Source organism: Microbulbifer maximicatervae (SeqCode) (genome assembly GCF_056232625.1).
The window spans coordinates 3,962,954-3,980,419 of the sequence record NZ_CP174324.1 but is presented as its reverse complement, the minus strand read 5'-3'; the positions used below and the strand labels follow the sequence as shown (position 1 = coordinate 3,980,419).

The following is a 17,466-nucleotide window of genomic DNA, read 5'->3' as shown; positions in this document are numbered from 1 at the left end:
GAAAAAATAGGCTTATGCAGTTTCTTAGGGCTTGATGCCCCGGTGCAAAGCGACAATTCCGCCGGTCATGTTGTGGAATTCACAATCGACAAAACCGGCATCCGCCATCATCCCCTTGAGGGTTTCCTGATCTGGATGCATGCGGATACTCTCCGCCAGGTAGCGATAGCTGTCCGCATCATTGGCAACCAGTTTGCCCATAAATGGCAACAGGCGGAAAGAGTACTGATCGTAGACTTTCTCCAACAGCTTCGACTGGGGCTTGGAAAACTCCAGCACTAACAATCGGCCACCGGGTTTCAACACGCGCAACATGGAGCGCAGTGCCAGGTCCTTATCGGTGACATTGCGCAGGCCGAAAGCGATCGTGATGCAATCAAAGGTATTGTCCGGGAAGGGCAGGTACTGGGCATCCGCCTGCACCGGTACCACGTTGCCGGCGATTCCCCGGTCGAGCAGGCGATCGCGACCCACTCGCAGCATCGATTCATTGATGTCCGCCAATACTACCTGGCCGCTGGCACCCACAATACGGGAGAAGCGCGCGGTGAGGTCACCGGTACCCCCGGCGATATCGAGAATACTTTGGCCCCGTCGGGCCCCGGACAATTCGATGGTGAAGCGCTTCCAGAGGCGGTGAACACCTCCAGACATCAAGTCGTTCATTACATCGTAACGGGCTGCTACAGAGTGGAACACTTCTGCCACACGACCGGCCTTTTCTTCCACCGGCACTTCCTGGTAGCCGAAGTGGGTGGTCTTGCGATCCTTCATGCTATGCCTGCTGAGCGAAAACTTTAAAAGGCCATTGTACATTGCCGGAGCCAGTGGGGCACCGCTTGAAATCAAGCAGAGCGGAAACCACTAAAATTTAGTGGGATCACCCGGGACTGTTCTATGAGCTATCAATTCCAATGTGACTCTCCTTTTCCCGAGCAAATCAAATCTATCGCCCAGGCAGAAGTAACGGCGGCAAACGGATACTTGCTCCGCAACGGAGGGGAAACTGCCGTCCACGAACTGCGCAAACGCTGCAAGAAAATTCGCGCGCTACTGCGCCTGGTCCGCCCACAAATCAGTAGCACTTTTCAGCGTGAAAATACCCACTACAGAAAATTGGCAAACACTCTCGCCCACACCCGCGACCTCACAGCACTGCGCATCGCTTTACTGGGATTGGCACCGCCACATCACTTTCACCGGTTACACCATCTCCTCGACGAACTGATCCAGGCAGAGCAAAACCACTCAGCGGTTCAAGCGGCATTGAAACTCCTCGATAAAGGTCAAATAAGAATTCCATCGTGGCCGCTTGAACAGCTCGGCTGGCATGATGCGGAAGCCGGTTACCTGCGCGGCTACCGAAAAGCCGCAAGCGCATGGCGTAAAGTGCGCAGGCACAAAAATGCAAACCGCCTGCATCTATTGCGTAAAAGAGCCAAGGATCACTGGTACCAGAGCCGCTTATTGAGGAAGCGTTATCCGCTCACTGTGGGCGAGCGCTGTAAGTCACTAAAGGAGTTGGGAGAAGTTCTGGGTAACTGGCGTGATCTCCATTTGCTGGCACGGCTGGTAATCACTCAGGGAGACAAGCTGCAAAGTGAGTTTGGCACGGTGCTAAAAATTATCCGGCACCGACAAAGCCTACTAATGAAAAAGACCGAAGCACTCTGTGGGGCGCTTTTCTCCAAGCCTCAATTCAAGATCTAACCGGGGAAAGTGTCGGTGTGGATGAACATGCCATCCACACCGACAGCTGATGGAATTACTGTTCCAATAATCCGCCAGCGCGTGCCATTACATGAAACAGGAAGTTTTGTTCGTTGGTGCCGCTCACCAGGTGCGCACCCGGTCCGCGCGCCCAAACACCCACATCCTCACCGGCGTGGGATTCACTGCTCATGGGAATCAGGGCATCCTGCTGGTAATCCAGGGCGGCAGTGTCTGTGCTCACCAGGCTCGGACGCGCTCCGCTATCACCGGCACTGTAGCCCGGGCCATTGGCATAGCTCAGAGTCGTGTAGGGCAGGCCATCTTCCGCCAGGGCATGAGAGGTTTCCGCTTCGCCATGGCCGTCATTGCCAATCACTTTTCCGAGAATGGGGTTACCGCGAGTGGGGTAGCCGGCGATAGTCATCACGTGGCTGTGGTCCGCAGTAACAACAATCAGGGTGTCTTCTGCACTGGTATTATCCATGGCGTACTGAATCGCTTCTGCAAATTCCACCGCATCGGTCAGGGCGCGATAGGCGTTGCCGGCGTGGTGACCGTGGTCGATACGACCGGATTCCACCATCAGGAAGTAGCCGCCCTCATTTTTCTGCAGCATCTCGAGACCTTTGGCGGTCATCTCTGACAGGGAGGGCTCACCGGCTTTGTCGTCCTCGCGAACAGCCTCGAATTCCATATGTGAGGAATTAAACAGGCCGAACAACTTGTCAGTTGCAGAAGCGTCTACGGCTTCAAAAGCAGTGGTGTCTTCAACGTAAGCAATATTATTTACACCGTCGTCGTAACGGGCCTTCCATTCATCCACCAGGTTGCGCCCATCTTCACGGCGCCCCGCTTCACCTTCGATATCGGTAATATCGGTGGGCAGGAAGTTGCGACGACCACCGCCCATTACCACATCGATACCATCACCGGCTTCAAACTCTATCAGTTGAGCGGCGATATCGGTGCAGCCATCCGGGGCTGCTTCCTCCCAGCCGCGCTCAGGCACCTTGGCATAAGTAGCCGCCGGGGTAGCGTGGGTGATACGCGCGGTGCTGATAATACCGGTGCTCTTGCCCAGGTCTTCAGCCAGCTCAATTGCCGTCGTCAGCGGGTACTCGAGGCTGGCGGCACAATCGCCACGCGCAACATTTTCAGCAACACTCAATACACCGGCCTTGGTTTTAACACCAGTTACCAGTGCAGTCATGGTGCCGGCAGAATCCGGGGTTTGCTGGTTGGTGTTGTAGGTTTTGACCAGACCGGCAAACGGCATCTTCTCAAAGCTCAGCTGGTATTCCTCACCATCGAGGCCCTGCTGCTGACCCGCCAGGATACGGGCGGCGGTCACTGTGGAGATACCCATACCATCGCCAACGAACAGGATAATGTTCTTGGCGGCACCAGGGGTGTTGTTGATTTCTACAGCGCTCGCTTCTTCGATCGCCTGCTGGGCTTCCTGGAACCAGCTGCTGTTGCTCTGCGCAGAGGAAACACCGACATGCTCCTCTTCGGGTAATTCCACTACGTCGTCAGAGTTTGAGTTGTCGTCGCTACAGGCGGTGGCCAGTAGGGCGACAGAGAAAGCCAGTACTGTTTTCTTAAAATGTCTCATGGTGAATTACCCCCAGTTATTCTTCTGTCAGCGACAGGTCGGTCGCAGCAGTCATCACGTGGAAGACTGCACTCTGCTCCAGGCTACCTTGTACCCGCTCGGCGCCGGCACCGATAGCGTGCAAACTGATATCCTCGCCCGCATGGCTCTCAGACTCCAGGTGCACCATTGCTTCCTGGTGGAAGCCCGGCGCTTCGGTATCCACGCCGGAGAGATCCTTGCGTCCGGTATCGGCGGCGATATCGTAGCGCTCATCCGCGTCGGTATTTTCACCTAAATCGGCATAACCCAGGCCATTGGCATAGCTCAGGGTGGTGTAAGGTTTACCGTCCGCAGCAAGACCTTCTTCCGCTTCTGCGGCACCGCTGCTGTCATTCTCAACCACTTTACCGAGTATCGGGTTACCGCGAGTCGGATAGCCGGCGATAGTCATCACATGGCTGTGGTCGGCGGTCACCAGGATCAAGGTGTCTTCAAGATCCACTTTATCCAAAGCAACCTGTACCGCATCCGCAAAGGCAATGGCATCGTGCAACGCGTTGTAGGCATTACCGGCATGGTGGCCGTGGTCGATACGCCCGGACTCTACCATCAGGAAGTAGCCATCGCTGTCTTTTTCCAACAGCTCGATGGCGGTATCGGTCATCTCGGCAATGCTCGGCTCATCGCTGTCCTTGGCGATGCGGTCCGCATCGTAACTCATGTGGCTGCTGGTGAAGAGCCCCAATAACTTATCGGTGGAGGCAATATCGACGCCTTCCAGCTCGGAGCCACTCTCCACGTACACAGCAGTCTGCTCGCCGTCATAGCGCTCCAGCCATTCACTGGTCAGGTCGCGGCCGTCTTCACGTCTACCGTCGTTGTCGGTGGTAACAAAGTTGCGGCGGCCACCACCGAGCATGACATCGATACCGTCGCCGGCAGACATCTCAACCATCTGCGAGGCGATATCGGAACAATCACCCTCGGCGGAATACTCCCAGTTGCGCTCCGGGCTGCGCGAGTAAGTGGCTGCAGGCGTGGCGTGGGTCAGACGCGCGGTGGAAACAATGCCGGTGGCCTTGCCACGGCTCTCCACCATTTCCAGGAAGGTGTTTAATTCCTTACCCTCAGTGCTGGCGCAATCAGCTCGCAGTGCATCGCCGTCGATATTAATTACACCGGCGCGGGTTTTTACACCGGTCATCATAGCGGTCATGGTACCGGCAGAATCCGGGGTCTGCTGATTGGTGTTGTAGGTTTTGATCAGTGCGGTATGCGGAAACTCTTCAAAAGAGAGTGCATTTTCTTCGCCGCTCTCACCGACTAGCTGGCCTTCAAGAATACGGGCGGCGGTTAGTGTGGAAATGCCCATTCCATCGCCGACGAACAGAATTACATTCTTCGCAGTTTTTGCCTCGCGGGAAAGCGAAGCGCGCTCTTCCAATCGGTCAGCACTTTCCGTGTACCAGGCACTATTGGTTTGGTAGTCGGGCAGGGTTGCCGCTGAAACAGCAGAAGCGAGAGGAATCAGACAAAAGGCGCTCAGTGCGCGGACAATTGTTTTTGCCATGGGGGCCTCCGAAACTCGTTAATTTGGCGAGCATTAGAGTTCCAAAATGTGACAAAAGAATTACGCGCCGGTTACGTTGTTAATATCTTTGCTCTGAAAATCAATGAATATCAAAGAATTACCTAGGGGCGACAATATTTGGCGCAGTCGTACCAAAAATTAATTATTTCGGTAATAAATTATTGAGAAGAGTGGGGAGATATTAAGAGAGAAAAGGGTGGAACCGCCCCCTGGGGAGCGGTTGTCATTACCGATCAATTGCCACTAGCCGATAAACTTCACCACACTCTCATCCGGGTCGCGGCCCTGGCCGGCATCGCGCAGGCGCTGAAGGTAAGCCTCCCAGTTGGACGAATAGTTTTCAGCTAGTTCGTGCAAATACTCCCAGGTAAAAATACCGGTGTCGTGGCCATCGTCGAAATCGATTTTTAGCGCATAGCGGCCAGCCGCCTCCACCGTATCGATACCCACATGCATTTTGCCACTGACCAGCACCGGTTCGCTGGCACCGTGGCCACGCACCTCAGCGCTGGGGGAGTAGACGCGCAGGTACTCTGCCGGCAAGGTAAATTCAGCACCGCCAAATACCAGATGCAGGCTTTTCTCTGCGCGATTTAATCGGATTTTTTGCGGTTTCATTATATTTACAAAATAAAACGCGACAGGTCTTCGTTCTGGCTCAACTCGCCCAGATGGCTGTCAACATAGGCGGCATCAATGTTCAGCGAAGTATTGCCATCGCCCGCATCAAAGGAAATTTCCTCCAGCAAGCGCTCCAATACCGTGTGCAGACGGCGTGCACCGATATTCTCGGTGCGCTCATTCACCTCGAAAGCCACTTCCGCGATGCGGCGAATACCGTCTTCACTAAATTGCAGTTCCAGCCCCTCAGTGGCCAGCAATGCTTTTTGCTGCTCGGTAAGGGAAGCGGACGGCTCGGTGAGGATGCGCTCGAAATCTGCGGAGCTCAGCGAATTCAATTCCACGCGAATTGGCAGGCGGCCCTGCAACTCGGGAATCAGGTCCGAGGGCTTGGAAAGGTGGAAGGCGCCGGAGGCAATAAACAGGATGTGATCGGTTTTGATCATGCCGTACTTGGTGTTAACCGTGCTGCCTTCAATCAGTGGCAGCAGATCGCGCTGTACCCCTTCGCGGGAAACATCGGCACCGCCGCTCTCCTGGCGCTTGGCAACCTTATCGATTTCATCGATAAATACGATGCCATTCTGCTCAGCAGCGCGGATCGCACGGGTCTTAACGTCTTCGTCATTGACCAGCTTGGCCGCTTCCTCGTCGGTAAGCTGCTTGAGGGCCTGTTTCACCGGCAGCTTGCTCTTGCGGGTCTTGCCCTGGGACATATTGGAGAACATGCCCTGAAGCTGGTTAGTCATTTCCTCCATACCGGGAGGGGCCATAATCTCAACGCCCATAGGCGCAGCGGCCAGATCCACCTCAACCTCTTTGTCATCGAGATCACCTTCGCGCAACTTCTTGCGGAATAGCTGGCGAGTGCTGGAATCCTTATCGGTGGGCTCGGTGGAGCGCGCCGGCGGCAGCAGGGCATCGAGGATGCGCTCTTCTGCTGCGTCCATAGCGCGCTGCTCAACACCAGCCATGGCCTGCTCGCGTTCCTGCTTCACTGCCATCTCGACAAGATCGCGGACAATCGACTCTACATCCCGACCGACATAGCCCACTTCGGTAAATTTAGTCGCCTCTACCTTGATAAAGGGCGCGTTCGCCAGTTTAGCCAGGCGGCGGGCAATTTCCGTCTTACCCACGCCGGTAGGGCCAATCATCAAAATATTTTTCGGCGTGATCTCGGCGCGCAGGTCTTCACTAACCTGCATACGGCGCCAGCGGTTGCGCAGCGCAATGGCTACCGCACGCTTGGCCTCCTGCTGGCCGACAATATGGCGGTCGAGTTCGTGGACAATTTCTCTGGGTGTCATCTGGGACATACAAATTCCTGCAAAAATTCTTGCGGGGGCCTAAACAGCCCGCCAACCGGTCACTCTAGGGTGTACCCGGTAATCAATAAGCCAGTTCTTCGATGGTGTGGTTCTGGTTGGTGTAAACACAGATATCGCCGGCGATCTTCAGTCCCTGCTCCACAATAGAGCGGGCATCCATATCGGTATTGTCCAGCAGCGCGCGGGCTGCCGACTGGGCGAAGGGGCCACCGGAACCGATAGCAATCAGGTCGTCTTCCGGCTGAATCACGTCGCCATTACCCGTCACAATCAAACTGGCAGTGGAATCGGCAACCGCCAGCAGGGCCTCCAAGCGGCGCAGGGCGCGGTCGGTACGCCAATCTTTGGCCAACTCCACAGCGGCGCGGGTCAGCTGGCCACCGTGGGCCTCAAGCTTGGCTTCAAAACGTTCGAACAGGGTGAAAGCGTCTGCAGTACCACCGGCAAAACCGGCAATAACCTTATCTTTGTACAGGCGACGCACCTTGCGCGCATTGCCTTTCATAACGGTGTTGCCCATGGACACCTGGCCGTCGCCGCCAATCACAACTTTGCCGTTGCGGCGACAGGATAAAATAGTAGTTCCGCGATACTGTTCCAATGGAGACCTCTCGGATTGCGCGTGTACTCTGGCAGCGGGCATCGAAGTGCCCGCGCCGGGGAATTGTCTTCAGACTAGGTAAGTGAGGACGGTACGCGCCGATTTCAATAAGAGAGGTCACAATTACTGAGTGGGGCAACACACCTTAATAAACGGAATTGATGGTCACTGGGTCGCCGGGCGTTTTAGCACCAGCGGCATCAGGCGATGCTCAGCCAATGTTTGGCGCGCTTTGGCCATCCGGGAGCGGTTGCTGTAAGGGCCCACCAATACCCGGTGCCAGGTACCCCGGCTATCGGTGGCCGATTCCACTTTGACATCCAGGTTGGCCAGGGTCAGCTCAACGCGCAAGCGCTCCGCTTCAGAGGCATCGCGAAACGATGCCGCCTGCAGGATATATACCTGTGCCGGGGTGCTGCGATCGGGTTCCGATGAGCTACTGTTCTGGGAACTGTTGGTGGAGTCACTGCGGCGCGCCGGTTGTGCCACTTTGGGCGGGGGTACCGTGACTTCGTTTTCTTTTAATTTTGTATAAAAATCAAAACGCGGTTGAGGCGATGTTTCCTCTCGCTGCTGCACCGCCTTTGGCTTAATGCTGCTTATTCCCCGGCTGTCCTTGTCCATGCCCTGAAGAAACAGTACGGCCACCGCAAAGCCACCGACAAAATTCCCCAGGACAAACCAAACCCATGCGGGTTTGCCTGCGGCTTTTTTACTGCGGCGATTACTGGTGCGACGGCTCATCGAAAATTTCTTCCCTGCAAAGTTTTAGCGGTTTGTGAATTGTACCGCCAATTTAGTGCCGGGCGCGTAACCCAGCGCATATTCACGATAATTCCTGCGCATCCATATCCACAGCCCAGCGCAGGCGGCGATTTTTATTGCCCTCCGCCCAGGCACACACTCGCGCCAGCAGCGGCTGTAAGTGGGCTCGGTTTTGTGCGGTGACCTGAATATAAAATCGGAAGCGCCCGGATTTGCGTTCCAGTAGTGCCGGCACCGGCCCCAGATATTGGATCTGCGGCGATGGGGGTGCCAGGGACTGCATAAAGAGTCGCGCATTTTGTAGAAACTCTTCGGCCCAACCAGGCTCTTCACACTCCGCTCTCACCAGTGCCATAGCACTCGCGGGAGGCAACTGTGCAACCGTGCGATCCCTCAGCAACTGGCGCGCAAAAGCGCCATAGCCTTTTTCCAGCAGCAATTGTAAAAGCGGGTGCTCGGGGAAGCGGCTCTGAACCAATACCCGCCCACTGAGACTGCCGCGTCCCGCACGACCCGCCACCTGTTCCAATAACTGGCCGGTACGCTCTGGCGCGCGGAAATCTGCACTGAACAAGCCACCATCGGCATCCTGGATCACTACCAAAGTGACCTTGGGCAAATGGTGCCCCTTGGCCAGCATTTGGGTTCCCAGCAACAGGCAGGGCTCCCCCTCTCGCGCCGGTGCTAACAATTTATCCAGCGCCTGTTTGCTCGCCGTGGTATCCCGGTCCACACGTATCACCGGGTAGTCGGCAAAGCGACGGGCCAACAGTTCCTCGCTGCGTTCCGTGCCGGCACCCAGGGCCGAGATCGAACGGCTGTGACATTGTGGACAGCTATCAACCAGCGGGCGGCGGTAATCGCAGTGATGGCAGCGCAACTGGCGTTGCCGCCGGTGCATAGTCAGCTTGCTCGAGCAGTGCGGGCAATCCGCCAGCCAGCCGCAATCATCACAAGTCAGCGCGGGGGCAAAGCCGCGCCGGTTGATAAACACCAGGGCCTGCTCACCTCGCGCAAGTGTATCGCCGATATGGCGCAGCACCTGGGGAGAAAATCCCTCTTCCAAAGGCTCCCGCAGTGTCGGTACTACGTGAATTTGCGGCGGCTTGGCATCACCGGCGCGATAGCGCATACGCAGGTGTTGATAGCGCCCATTCAGAGCGTTGTGCAAGGTCTCCAGAGAGGGCGTGGCCGAACCCAAAACCACCGGCACATTATTATTGCGCCCCAAAACCACGGCCAAGTCCCGGGCCGAATAGCGCACACCGTCCTGCTGTTTAAAAGAGGCATCGTGCTCTTCATCGACAATCAAAACGCCGAGCCTGGGCAGGGGGGTCATAATGGCTGAGCGGGTGCCGATCACAATGTCTGCCTGCCCACCCGCTGCCGCCAACCAGGATTGAGCGCGCTCGCCGTCGGCCAAGCCAGAGTGCAACGCCGCAATACTGTGCTTGGGAAATCGTGCGGCAATACGCCTCAACGTTTGCGGCGTAAGTCCAATCTCCGGCACCAATAACAATGCCTGGCGACCGCTATCCAGAACCCGCTGCATCAGGCGCAGATAAACTTCGGTCTTGCCACTGCCGGTGGTGCCCTCCAGTAATGAAGCAGAGAAGCCGCTGCAATCGATACTGTCGAGCACCTGTTGCTGTTCGCTATTCAGCTCCGGAGCCGGTGTACTCTCTGCTGCGGGTAGCGGCGCAGGTACGGTAGGGCCTGGAATCCACTCCACCAGGCCGCGATCCTGTAAGGCGCGAATCACGGGGGTATTGTGGCCGAGGGTCTTAAGATGGGTTCGGCTCTGCTTGCCATCACTCAACAGCAACTGGAACAGAGCCTGCTGCTTGGGGGCGCGTGCCAGTGCAGTTTTCGGTAAGCCCTTTCCCTCTGTCGTGAGCTGAAGCCACTGCTCCGCCCAATGATCAGACGGCTTACCTTTGCGCAGTGCCACGGGCAGGGCAGCGGCGTAGACCTCGCCGAGGGGCGCCTGGTAATAGTCGGCAATCCAGGACAGCAGCTTGCGGCTGCCATCACCAAACAGAACCTCCGAATCCACCAGTTCCAGCGCTGGCTTCAAACTGCTGTGCGGCGACTCCTGCACTATATCCAACAGTACTGCCACTAACTTGCGCCCGGCAAAGGGCACCCAGAGGCGCTGGCCGGGCCGCAATGACTCCGGCGAAAGTCCCTCCGGCGGCAAATAGTCAAACAAGCGCCTCAGGGGCACGGGCACTGCCAGCCTTAAAATGACTCTCTGTTGGACTGACTCCTGCACCTGGCCCCCACTCACTCAAGCAAAAGGCGCTAGTGTAATGGCAGATGTGGCAAGTTGCAGGGCTTCGTCGGGGATAATGACTGTTAAGGAGCCTCTGAATAACTCCGTGATACCTCTGGCATGCAGAGCGGTTCACAATCAAGGCGCGGCTTCGCTGGAATGTCTAGACCTTTCAAGAAGTCGCAACGCGGAGTGTGAATCGCTCTGCACGCCCCGAAGGGCGGGCCTTGAAGGCCACAGCTGCTGCGTTGCAGCTCTTGCCAAGGGCTACGGCCATTCGCGGCGAGCTGCGCCTAACATCTGCAGCCTTCAAGACCCGCAGAGGCATTACGGAGTTATTCAGAGGCTCCTTAAGGCCGAATTGGCGACTTAGGCGTCACAGAGGAATTAGTGAGGTCAATTGTTATCAAAGCTGTTGTGCAATGCTAACAAGTGGCCATCCTCAGTTATTTCGCTACCCAATTATGCTTGAACCGCGACATTAATCTGATAGTATGCGCCGACTTTTTAAACAGCCTGGAACCATACTGGTTCCTGCACCAATGACGATGCCGTGCTCGGCAAAAGATCGAGTGGCGGTTTCGAAAAGAGGCAATCATGAAAGCAGATATCCATCCTAACTACACCGACATCTCCGCTACCTGTTCCTGCGGCAATGTTGTAAAAACCCGCTCCACTCTGGGCAAAGACCTGCAAATCGACGTTTGCTCCCAGTGCCACCCTTTCTACACTGGCAAGCAGAAGCAGGCTACCACTGGTGGTCGTGTTGACCGTTTCAAGAAGCGTTTCGGCAGCCGTATCGGCAAATAATCCGGGCTCTTCGCTCGAATGGACCCGCCGCTTGCGGCAGGGTCCATTCCAAAAAGGCATCTCGCGCTGCGATGGTGCCTTTTTTGTATCTATTCTCAGCGTTTCATACCCCGCTGCTGTAATCCTCTGTATGTAAAATCAAAATCGACTTGAATCGCTTAACCTTTCCGCCAATGGCGATAACTTTATCCTTATAAATCAGAATACTGCGGCTATTTATCCTGAAAATCGTCGATAGGCACGATAAAAATAGAAGTCCGTACCACTTATTGCAGATTTTCACGCTTGTAGCGCCAAGCTTCCCTCGGTTATTCTCTGGCCCCCGCAGTAACCGGGATAACACTTAAGTGTTGCCCACAGTATTCGAGAGATAAGCCCCCAAATGACGGATTCATTGCGCCAGGCAGCGCTCGATTACCACGCGCTCCCCAGTCCCGGCAAACTTTCAGTAGAGCTGACGACCCCTGCCGAAACCCAGGAAGACCTGTCCCTGGCTTACAGTCCCGGCGTCGCCGAACCGGTGCGAGAAATTGCCAAGGACCCAGAAGCAGCCTATCGATACACCGGCAAAGGTAATCTGGTAGCAGTCATTTCCAATGGCAGTGCCATTCTCGGTCTCGGCAATCTGGGCCCGCTGGCCTCAAAACCCGTGATGGAAGGCAAGTCACTGCTGTTTAAACGCTTTGCCGATATCAACTCAGTAGATATCGAAGTTGATGCCAGCAGCCCGGAGCAGTTTATTCAGACCGTGGCCTCAATCGCCAACACCTTCGGCGGTATCAACCTCGAAGATATTAAGGCGCCAGAGTGTTTCCATATTGAAGAGACCCTGATCGAGCGCTGCCCGGTACCGGTTTTTCACGACGATCAGCACGGCACCGCCATTGTGACCGTTGCCGGTATGCTCAATGCTCTGGAGATTCAGGGTAAGAAAATTAGTGAAGTGCATATGGTCTGCCTGGGCGCAGGTGCCGCTGCGACCGCCTGCTGCAAACTGCTGCTGGCTGCCGGAGCGCGCAAAGAGCAGATCACCATGCTCGACAGCCGTGGGGTTATCCACTCGGGTCGAACGGATATCAACGCCTACAAAGGTGAGTGGGCACGGGATACCGATATGCGCACCCTCGACGATGCCATCGCCGGTGCGGATGTATTCCTCGGGGTATCCGGCCCGGACCTGCTCTCCGCCGAGCAGCTACAGCGCATGGCCCCAAAACCGGTGGTCTTCGCCTGCTCTAACCCCAACCCGGAGATTAAGCCCGAGTTGGCTCACAGTGTGCGCGACGACCTGATTATGGCCACAGGCCGTTCCGACTACCCAAACCAGGTTAACAACGTCCTCTGCTTCCCGTTTATTTTCCGGGGTGCCCTGGATGTTCGCGCTGCGCGCATTAATGAAGAAATGAAGCTGGCAGCGATCGAGGCGATCCGCAAAATTGCCCACCTGCCGGTACCGGATTCAGTGCGCGAAGGTTATGGCGGTATCGAACTCAGCTTCGGGCCCAACTATATCCTGCCCAAGCCAACCGACCCGCGTTTACTGCCTGAGGTGGCTTCGGCCGTAGCTCGGGCAGCCGTAGACAGTGGCTGTGCGCGCCTGCCCTACCCGGACAACTATCCCCTGGAAACCCTGTAAAGATCACAGATTTCCTCACTTAACCCGTTAGAGCAGGCATTTACCGCTTTCGCTCTAACGGAGTTCTTGAGCCATAAAGCCCCCGTCGCTAAACTGCCTTTCTGTCACAGCATCAAAGTTGCCCAACATAATGAGTCATGTGTACGTGCTGACCAATCAGCACCAGCAGTTCCTGAGTAAAAGCGGCGAATGGACCGATGGCCGCGAGCCGAACAAACTGTTTCGCAGCGAGCATAAAGACGTCGCTATCAACCAGATGTTCGAGGCCAATACTCGCAATGTGAGCCTACGCATTGAATTGCTACTGTGCGAACTCAGCATTAAGGGGCACCCCCAGATCCCCGAGGAAGCTCTAGCACCGGTATCCAGTGATGAGAGTCAGGGTGACCCTGAAATCACCCCCTCAACACCTGAGGAACTGCCAGAGCAGGCCAACCCGGAGATAGAACCCCAGCCTGCGCCTGAAGTCGCACCGGAAGAAGCGCCTGAGGTTGCCCCGGAACAAGCGCCCGCTGAAACGCCCGCACAGCCTGACGAAAACAAATCTGAATCCGCCGCCTGAGCGCCAGAACATTCAGCACCGGCACAGAGAGTCGCCCGAGATGGCAGCGATAAAGAAGCGTTCCGGTAGTACCAAGGAGATTCGAGTGCCCATTTCCCACCTGGCCGCGCTATCGCAAGCCAAACCAGCCCAACTGCTCAAAGGCATCCTCCGCGGTGTCGAGAAAGAGAGCCTGCGTGTCGCTCCCGATGGTGCCCTTGCGCAAACGCCGCATACCACAGCACTGGGCTCCGCACTTACCCATGAAAGTATTACTACCGACTTCTCCGAGGCCCTACTGGAATTTATAACGCCACCAGTAGCGACCCCAGAGGAAGCGTTACAGGTCTTGGACCGTATCCACCGCTACACCTACAACCAGATCGGTGACGAGCGCCTGTGGGTTAACAGCATGCCTTGTGCGATTGGCGAAGATAAAGATATTCCCGTTGCCCGCTACGGCAGCTCTCACAGCGGCACAATGAAAACTATTTACCGGCTGGGCCTGGGGTTGCGCTACGGCCGCGCCATGCAGACTATCGCCGGTATCCACTACAACTTTTCGCTTCCTGAAGAGTTCTGGCTATGGCTGCATGAAATCGAAGGCAGCAGTGAGGATTTAAAAAGTTTTAAAACCCGTCGCTACTTCGATCTAATTCGTAATTTCCGCCGCAATTACTGGTTGCTGATTTACCTGTTTGGCGCCGCACCTGCGGTATGCGCTTCTTTTGTCGATGGCCGCGAGCACAGTCTTGAGCCCTTCAATGGGGATGACCACACTCTGCACGTGCCCCACGCTACGTCCCTGCGTATGGGCGACCTGGGCTACAACAGCAACGTGCAGCAGTCACTGGTGGTTTGCTACAACGACCTGCGCAGCTATTTATCGACGCTCTGTTCAGCGATCAGCAGTTCCTACGGCCCCTACCAGGAAATGGGGGTTAAAAATGAAGGCGGCGACTACCAGCAATTGTCCACAGGCATACTGCAAATCGAGAATGAGTTTTACTCACCGATCCGTCCCAAAAACCCCGCCAAACGCGGCGAAACAGCGCTGTCTGCCCTGGATAATCGCGGTGTTGAATATGTTGAAGTGCGCTGTCTCGACCTGAACCCCTTCGCCCCCCTGGGAATTGATGCCCAGCAGATGCGCTTTCTCGATAGCTTCCTATTGCACTGCCTTCTCACCGACAGCCCCAAAACCAGTGATGCCGATTACCGCAGTACCCAGGAGAACCAACAGCGTATCGTCTACCGGGGTCACGAACCGGAACTAACACTGCTGGATAACGGTGGCGAGCGTAAACTGAGCGACTGGGCCACCCAGTTATTGGAAGAGGTCGACTCAGTGGCAGAACTGCTGGATAACGCCTGGGGCGGCTCGCAATACCGCGGCTCAGTGGGCGTGCAGAAGGCCAAGGTGAAAGGGGATATCCTCACACCGGCACAGCAGATACTGGCAGAGATGCGCGAACAAAACATTACCTTTTCCCAGTGGGCTATGGATAAAGCCGAACAGCACCGCCGCTACTTCCTGGAACGCCCTCTGGACAGCGACTATCTGCAAGACTTCTTACAGCAGGCAGAAACCTCACTGCTCAAGCAAAAAGAAATTGAAGCGCAGGATAGCGGTACTTTTGAAACATTCCTGAGCCGTTACTATGCCCAATACAACTGCTGCCAGGACTAGCGGCTGATACAGTGCCGCAGCCTGAGCGAGGCTTATGAACTATCTGGCACACCTGTTACTGTCCGGGCCCAATCCGCGCTGGCGACTGGGCGGGCTCCTGGGGGACTTTGTTAAAGGCCCCCTGGATGACAGTTGGCCAACGGATATTGAGCATGGTATTCGCCTGCACCGTCGCATCGATGCCATCACCGATGCTCACCCGGCCTACCGGGATGCCCTGTCACAACTGGACCCGCGCTGGCGTCGCTATGCCGGTATCGCACTGGATATATGGTTTGATCACCTGTTGGCAGAAAACTGGCAGCAGTGGCACCCTGAAGCGCTGGATGAGTTTTGCCGGCGCTGTTGGAGAGACTTTCATTTCGACAGCCGGTATATTCCGCCACGCGCAATGGCATTTATTGAGCGCGCCGAGCAAATTAAACTGCTGCAAAGTTACCGCGAGGAGCGGGTAATCGAGCTGACCCTGGAGCGGGTTGGACAGCGGTTGCGCCGCCCGGTAGCACTGCAGGAGCTACTGCCTGAACTTATCGCCGGGCGGAACAAACTGGAAAGCAATTTCAATAAACTATTAACCGACTTGAATCTCGAAGCGAACCGCTTTCGACAGCACTATTCAGGACCCGAATTACCATGACCTTACCCAACCCGCGCATCACTTTTCTGCTGGTCTTCCTAATGGTGGCCTTTTTACTCGGCTCCGCCTTTTATCTCGAGTACGTGCAGGGGCTGGAGCCTTGCAAATTGTGTATTACCCAGCGGGTAATGCTATTGGGTGTTGGTGTAGTTTCGTTGATCGCATTCCTGCACAACCCTGCCACCATTGGCCGTCGTGTCTACGGCCTGCTGGTATCCCTGTGGGCAATGGGCGGTCTCTACTTTGCCGGTCGCCAACTGTGGCTGCAAAGCCTGCCGGAAGACCAAGTACCGGCCTGTGGTCCAAGCGTCAGCTATATGATTGAAGTTTTCCCGATGGCCGATGTGCTCAAGGCACTGCTGAGCGGCGATGGCAATTGTGCTGAAGTACAGTGGACCATGATGGGCCTGAGTATCCCCGGTTGGGCCGCTATCGGTTTTGCCGGTCTGATCCTGTTCGGTGGCTGGCAAGCATTCCGCAGAGCTTAACAATCTCCGGCGGCTTTAACGGCCGCCATCTCCTACATGTCAAAATCCACGCTGCACAACATACTCCGTTGGCTGGGGGGAGCTGCCATTCTGGTTGCCTGTACCTGGCTGGGCAATTTCACCAGCTCAAGCCTGTCACTACCCATTCCGGGATCTGTCATAGGGATGCTGATGCTACTGGTGATTCTCGTGTTCAATGGTGGGGCTCCCGCAGGCCTTGCCAAAGTCAGCTCACAACTGCTTTACCTATTGCCGCTGTTGTTGCTACCGGCGGCTGTCGGGGTATTTTTTTTCCAGGGCCTGACTCTATCCGACTGGCTAGCCTTAATCGCCGCTATTGTGATTGGCACACTGATCAGTATCGCTATTTGCGCACAGCTACTAAAGAAATTGCTGATTCGCTCTGGGGGTAATAGAGAGTGAATGAATTTCTGGCGAGCCCAATCTTTGTATTGCCCTTGAATGTCATAGCTTTTCTTGTCGGCGTTACCCTTTACCGGCGCTACAAGACTGTTCTGCTGCACCCTATCATCAGCGCTAGCATTTTGACCGCAATAACATTGAGTGTTCTCCATATCCCCTATGAGAGTTATCAGGGCTCCAGTGCATTACTGTACAGTTTGTTAGGTCCAGCAGTTGTTGCCCTGGCTGTCCCTCTCAAACAAAATCTAGTGATTATCCGCAAAGCCGGCTGGCCGCTACTTGTCACTATTTTTGTGGGTGCGATTTTGGCCCCGGTTATAGCGGTATTAATCGCCTTGGTAATTGGCGCAGGCAAGTCAGTGCTACTGGCGTTGAGCGGCAAATCTATTACCACACCCATCGCATTGGCCCTGGCGGAAACAATCCACGCTTCTCTCAGCCTCACTGCGGCAATTGTGGTCTTGACCGGGGTGGTCGGTGCTATCGCTGGCCCAGCTCTAATGAGTAGGCTCAATATTCACGATGAGCGCATTGTCGGTATCGTACTCGGCATCAATGCCCACGCGGTGGGGACCGCGCGGGCATTAGAAATCAGCGCCCTGTGCGGCGCCTGTGCAGCGTTGGCGATGGGTACCTGCGGTGCGCTCACAGCGCTGATTTTGCCGCTCATTATCAGTGGATAAAACACCCTAGATTTCCTCCACCGAAGATCGCCGCAGGCATCGTTGTATTCTGGCGTAGATCACA

General features: G+C 55.7%; 17 protein-coding genes. 9 read left to right on the top strand and 8 right to left on the bottom strand.

The genetic code is table 11. From position 1 onward, the window contains the following. Positions 1–24: 24 nt before the first annotated feature. A complete protein-coding gene (gene ubiE, locus ACJJI6_RS17355) occupies positions 25–774 on the bottom strand; it encodes a bifunctional demethylmenaquinone methyltransferase/2-methoxy-6-polyprenyl-1,4-benzoquinol methylase UbiE (RefSeq protein WP_108734987.1) in 750 nt (249 codons plus the stop codon). Positions 775–897: 123 nt separating this feature from the next. Between ubiE and ACJJI6_RS17350 the strand changes: the two genes are divergently transcribed. Next, entirely contained in the window at positions 898–1,710 is an 813-nt protein-coding gene (locus ACJJI6_RS17350) for a CHAD domain-containing protein (protein ID WP_413663793.1), read from the top strand. 55 nt (positions 1,711–1,765) lie between these two features. On the opposite strand, the gene ACJJI6_RS17345 is transcribed toward ACJJI6_RS17350, so the two are convergent. The 7 genes from ACJJI6_RS17345 to ACJJI6_RS17315 all read right to left on the bottom strand — a co-directional run bounded on the left by ACJJI6_RS17345 (position 1,766) and on the right by ACJJI6_RS17315 (position 10,494). After that, on the bottom strand, positions 1,766–3,328 hold the full coding sequence (locus ACJJI6_RS17345) for an alkaline phosphatase (protein WP_475711393.1): 1,563 nt from the start codon (positions 3,326–3,328) through the stop codon (positions 1,766–1,768). A gap of 16 nt (positions 3,329–3,344) precedes the next feature. Next, positions 3,345–4,880, bottom strand: a complete 1,536-nt coding sequence (locus ACJJI6_RS17340) for an alkaline phosphatase (protein ID WP_475711391.1) — start codon at positions 4,878–4,880, stop codon at positions 3,345–3,347. 264 nt (positions 4,881–5,144) lie between these two features. Continuing rightward, positions 5,145–5,519, bottom strand: coding sequence for a gamma-butyrobetaine hydroxylase family protein (locus tag ACJJI6_RS17335; protein WP_475711389.1), 375 nt, complete (start codon positions 5,517–5,519; stop codon positions 5,145–5,147). 5 nt (positions 5,520–5,524) lie between these two features. Next, on the bottom strand, positions 5,525–6,841 hold the full coding sequence (gene hslU / locus ACJJI6_RS17330; protein WP_282930670.1) for an ATP-dependent protease ATPase subunit HslU: 1,317 nt from the start codon (positions 6,839–6,841) through the stop codon (positions 5,525–5,527). Positions 6,842–6,914: 73 nt separating this feature from the next. After that, a complete protein-coding gene (gene hslV / locus ACJJI6_RS17325) occupies positions 6,915–7,454 on the bottom strand; it encodes an ATP-dependent protease subunit HslV (protein ID WP_108734993.1) in 540 nt (179 codons plus the stop codon). A 165-nt stretch (positions 7,455–7,619) separates the two neighbouring features. Further along, positions 7,620–8,198 carry an SPOR domain-containing protein gene (locus ACJJI6_RS17320; protein WP_413663797.1) on the bottom strand — a complete coding sequence of 193 codons (579 nt, stop codon included), beginning with the start codon at positions 8,196–8,198 and terminating at the stop codon, positions 7,620–7,622. Between the two features lie 82 nt (positions 8,199–8,280). Continuing rightward, complete coding sequence (locus ACJJI6_RS17315) at positions 8,281–10,494, bottom strand: primosomal protein N' (protein WP_475711387.1); 2,214 nt, start codon at positions 10,492–10,494, stop codon at positions 8,281–8,283. Positions 10,495–11,091: 597 nt separating this feature from the next. On the opposite strand from ACJJI6_RS17315, the gene rpmE reads away from it, so the two are divergent. From rpmE to ACJJI6_RS17275, 8 genes are all read left to right on the top strand, one after another. Beyond that, on the top strand, positions 11,092–11,304 hold the full coding sequence (rpmE, locus tag ACJJI6_RS17310; protein ID WP_108734996.1) for a 50S ribosomal protein L31: 213 nt from the start codon (positions 11,092–11,094) through the stop codon (positions 11,302–11,304). 382 nt (positions 11,305–11,686) lie between these two features. Further along, positions 11,687–12,940, top strand: coding sequence for a malic enzyme-like NAD(P)-binding protein (locus ACJJI6_RS17305; protein ID WP_108734997.1), 1,254 nt, complete (start codon positions 11,687–11,689; stop codon positions 12,938–12,940). 130 nt (positions 12,941–13,070) lie between these two features. Then, a complete protein-coding gene (locus tag ACJJI6_RS17300) occupies positions 13,071–13,502 on the top strand; it encodes a hypothetical protein (protein ID WP_475711385.1) in 432 nt (143 codons plus the stop codon). 40 nt (positions 13,503–13,542) lie between these two features. Beyond that, complete coding sequence (gene gshA / locus ACJJI6_RS17295; protein ID WP_413663800.1) at positions 13,543–15,171, top strand: glutamate--cysteine ligase; 1,629 nt, start codon at positions 13,543–13,545, stop codon at positions 15,169–15,171. Positions 15,172–15,205: 34 nt separating this feature from the next. Further along, positions 15,206–15,808 carry an acyl carrier protein phosphodiesterase gene (locus tag ACJJI6_RS17290; RefSeq protein ID WP_444892361.1) on the top strand — a complete coding sequence of 201 codons (603 nt, stop codon included), beginning with the start codon at positions 15,206–15,208 and terminating at the stop codon, positions 15,806–15,808. Next, the gene (locus ACJJI6_RS17285; RefSeq protein ID WP_282930663.1) at positions 15,805–16,296 is read left to right on the top strand and encodes a disulfide bond formation protein B; all 492 of its coding nucleotides are present in this window, start codon (positions 15,805–15,807) and stop codon (positions 16,294–16,296) included. Before ACJJI6_RS17290 ends, ACJJI6_RS17285 begins: the two co-directional genes overlap by 4 nt. Before the next feature lie 36 nt (positions 16,297–16,332). Next, positions 16,333–16,719 carry a CidA/LrgA family protein gene (locus ACJJI6_RS17280; RefSeq protein ID WP_413663802.1) on the top strand — a complete coding sequence of 129 codons (387 nt, stop codon included), beginning with the start codon at positions 16,333–16,335 and terminating at the stop codon, positions 16,717–16,719. Continuing rightward, positions 16,716–17,402 (top strand): LrgB family protein, encoded by a 687-nt coding sequence (locus ACJJI6_RS17275; protein ID WP_475711383.1) that lies wholly within the window; start codon positions 16,716–16,718, stop codon positions 17,400–17,402. The genes ACJJI6_RS17280 and ACJJI6_RS17275 overlap by 4 nt, the downstream gene beginning before the upstream one ends. The last annotated feature ends 64 nt before the right edge of the window (positions 17,403–17,466 follow it).

Coding starts and splice junctions, on each gene's coding strand:
- ubiE (WP_108734987.1), bottom strand. CDS start 774: ATGAAGGATCGCAAGACCACCCACTTCGGCTACCAGGAAGTGCCGGTG.
- ACJJI6_RS17350 (WP_413663793.1), top strand. CDS start 898: ATGAGCTATCAATTCCAATGTGACTCTCCTTTTCCCGAGCAAATCAAA.
- ACJJI6_RS17345 (WP_475711393.1), bottom strand. CDS start 3,328: ATGAGACATTTTAAGAAAACAGTACTGGCTTTCTCTGTCGCCCTACTG.
- ACJJI6_RS17340 (WP_475711391.1), bottom strand. CDS start 4,880: ATGGCAAAAACAATTGTCCGCGCACTGAGCGCCTTTTGTCTGATTCCT.
- ACJJI6_RS17335 (WP_475711389.1), bottom strand. CDS start 5,519: ATGAAACCGCAAAAAATCCGATTAAATCGCGCAGAGAAAAGCCTGCAT.
- hslU (WP_282930670.1), bottom strand. CDS start 6,841: ATGTCCCAGATGACACCCAGAGAAATTGTCCACGAACTCGACCGCCAT.
- ACJJI6_RS17320 (WP_413663797.1), bottom strand. CDS start 8,198: ATGAGCCGTCGCACCAGTAATCGCCGCAGTAAAAAAGCCGCAGGCAAA.
- rpmE (WP_108734996.1), top strand. CDS start 11,092: ATGAAAGCAGATATCCATCCTAACTACACCGACATCTCCGCTACCTGT.
- ACJJI6_RS17305 (WP_108734997.1), top strand. CDS start 11,687: ATGACGGATTCATTGCGCCAGGCAGCGCTCGATTACCACGCGCTCCCC.
- ACJJI6_RS17300 (WP_475711385.1), top strand. CDS start 13,071: ATGAGTCATGTGTACGTGCTGACCAATCAGCACCAGCAGTTCCTGAGT.
- gshA (WP_413663800.1), top strand. CDS start 13,543: ATGGCAGCGATAAAGAAGCGTTCCGGTAGTACCAAGGAGATTCGAGTG.
- ACJJI6_RS17290 (WP_444892361.1), top strand. CDS start 15,206: ATGAACTATCTGGCACACCTGTTACTGTCCGGGCCCAATCCGCGCTGG.
- ACJJI6_RS17285 (WP_282930663.1), top strand. CDS start 15,805: ATGACCTTACCCAACCCGCGCATCACTTTTCTGCTGGTCTTCCTAATG.
- ACJJI6_RS17280 (WP_413663802.1), top strand. CDS start 16,333: ATGTCAAAATCCACGCTGCACAACATACTCCGTTGGCTGGGGGGAGCT.